This is a genomic window from Kocuria kalidii (assembly GCF_044462225.1).
Classification (GTDB): Bacteria; Actinomycetota; Actinomycetes; order Actinomycetales; family Micrococcaceae; genus Kocuria; species Kocuria kalidii.
Genome location: NZ_JBISWJ010000105.1, coordinates 1 through 2,004, shown reverse-complemented (window position 1 = coordinate 2,004; position 2,004 = coordinate 1). Strand labels below are relative to the sequence as shown.

Genomic DNA, 2,004 nt, shown 5'->3' with positions numbered 1-2,004 from the left:
CGGGACGGTGTGCCGCGTCCCGGGCCCCTGCCCGTGCCGGTGGAGCCGTGCGGGTCACTCCTTCTTGAGCTTGTCCTGGATCGCGCCGGCGGCCTTCTCCTTCAGGTTGGACTGCTCGGTGGTGCCGTAGAACCGGGCGTCGGGGTGGGTGGGGGGCGGCATCGGCACGCCTTCCATCGGCTCCGCCTTGTACCCGAAGGTCCCGTTCCCGTCCGGGGTGCGCCCCTGCGCCCAGGAGCCCTCGGCGGCGGCGGCGCCGTCGGAGAAGTTGTAGTAGTCGTAGGAGAACGTCGTGGCCTCCTTGGACTGCGGGAAGTTCGACGGCACCGGCATCTGCTCCAGGCCGTCCTCCTGCAGCTCCTTCACCGCGGCCATCCACTGGTTCTGGTGCATGGTGTCGCGGGCGAGCAGGAAGGAGAGCATGTCCCGGATGCCCTTGTCGTCGGTCATGTGGTAGAGCCGGGCGACCTGGGTGCGGCCCTGCATCTCGGCGTTGACGTTGGAGGTCATGTCCGCCAGCAGGTTCCCGGAGGCGGTGACGTAGGACCCGGACCAGGGATTGCCCATCGAGTCCACCGGCCGCGCCCCGGCCCCGGCGACGATGGCCTGCTGCAGGTCGGTGCCGCCGATCACCGCGGCCACCGCCGGATCGCCCTGGACGGCGTCCTCGGTGATGCCCAGCGGGGCCTTCTCGAGGAGCTGGGCGACCATCGTGGCGAGCATCTCGACGTGGCCGAACTCCTCGGCGGCGGTGCCGAAGAGCAGGTCCCGGTACTTGCCCGGGATGTGGGCGTTCCAGGCCTGGAAGCTGTACTGCATGGCCACGGTGATCTCCCCGTACTGCCCGCCGATCACCTCCTGGAGCTTGCGGGCGTAGACCGCGTCGGGCTTCTCCGGGGTGGACCTGTACTGGAGTGTCTGGCTGTGCGTGAACAATTCATGCCTCCGTCGTCGACTGCAGTGGCCCGGGGCCCGGCGGCGGATCTCCCGGCCACCGTCCCAGGTGAGGTCACCCTAACCCCGACCCTCGGTCGATGGGAAGTGTGCTGATGACATGAGGGAGGACGACGCGGAGGGCACCGCCGTCGTCTCCTGCTGCGTCCCGCCCCGGCAGGACGGGCCGCTCCTGGACGGCACCTTCGCGCACGTCCCCGGCGACGGTCCCGACGGCTACGGCCGTGAGGTCGGGGTGCGGCCGGCCGTGCGGTGCAGGTGCGCCCCGGGTGGGACGGTCGCCCGCGAGGGCCGCGACCCTCCCGACGACCGGCGCCATTCCCGGCCGGCGCGCGGCCGGGTGCCGGCGCCTGCTCAGCCGTGGGACGGAGCGCCGTGCACGCGCGTCGAGGCGTCCGCGGGCGCGCCGCCGTGGGCGTAGCCGTAGAGGTTGACGGTGGAGAGCACCTGCCAGGCCTGTCCCGTGCGCTGGAGCCGGCCGTCCGCGTAGGTGAGGCCGATCCCGATCACCTCGTGGCGCGGGTCCCGGATGGCCTTGTCGTGGGCGGGCGAGGACTTCCACCACTTCACCAGCGCGCGCACGTCCCGGTGGTGCTCGAGGGCGATCACCTCGTTCGCGCTGGTCCAGGGGCCGGTCCGCGGATCGGTGAGGAAGCGGGTGCTGTGGGAGAACCGCTCCTCGGCCACCTGCCGGTCGGACTCCCTCTGCACCACCCGGGACAGCGTGGCGGAGTACTTGAGCGGCTTCACGCCGAGGGAGGCGCGGTAGCGGTTGATCTCGTCGAGCATCAGCTGGGCGTCCGCCTGACGGGTCGCCGGGCTGACCCCGACGATGTCGGTCGTCGCGGCGTGGGCCGCCGGGCCGGCCAGGAGGGAGGTGCCGGTGAGGGCGGTGGCGCCGACCCCCACGGAGAGGGCCAGTGCGGCCATCCGGCCGCGAGGACGTGCGGGAGCGCAGCGGTGTTTCGCCATGGGTTCTTCTGCTTCCTGGTCTGCCGGCACGCGCGGAGAATATCGGGGGGCTCCGTGCGGCGAGGGGGGCTGTCGTCG

Annotated in this window: 2 protein-coding genes; both read right to left on the bottom strand. The window is 72.1% G+C overall.

Features of this window, described 5'->3' with window-relative positions; translation table 11 throughout:
* Positions 1 to 54 precede the first annotated feature (54 nt).
* Positions 55 to 936, bottom strand: coding sequence for a manganese catalase family protein (locus ACH9D3_RS15535; RefSeq protein ID WP_396411621.1), 882 nt, complete (start codon positions 934 to 936; stop codon positions 55 to 57).
* 372 nt (positions 937 to 1,308) lie between these two features.
* Positions 1,309 to 1,926, bottom strand: a complete 618-nt coding sequence (locus ACH9D3_RS15530; RefSeq protein ID WP_396398205.1) for a CAP domain-containing protein — start codon at positions 1,924 to 1,926, stop codon at positions 1,309 to 1,311.
* Positions 1,927 to 2,004 lie beyond the last annotated feature (78 nt).

What these genes read in the sequence shown, in the direction of transcription:
- ACH9D3_RS15530 (WP_396398205.1), bottom strand. Translation starts at nt 1,926, where the DNA reads ATGGCGAAACACCGCTGCGCTCCCGCACGTCCTCGCGGCCGGATGGCC.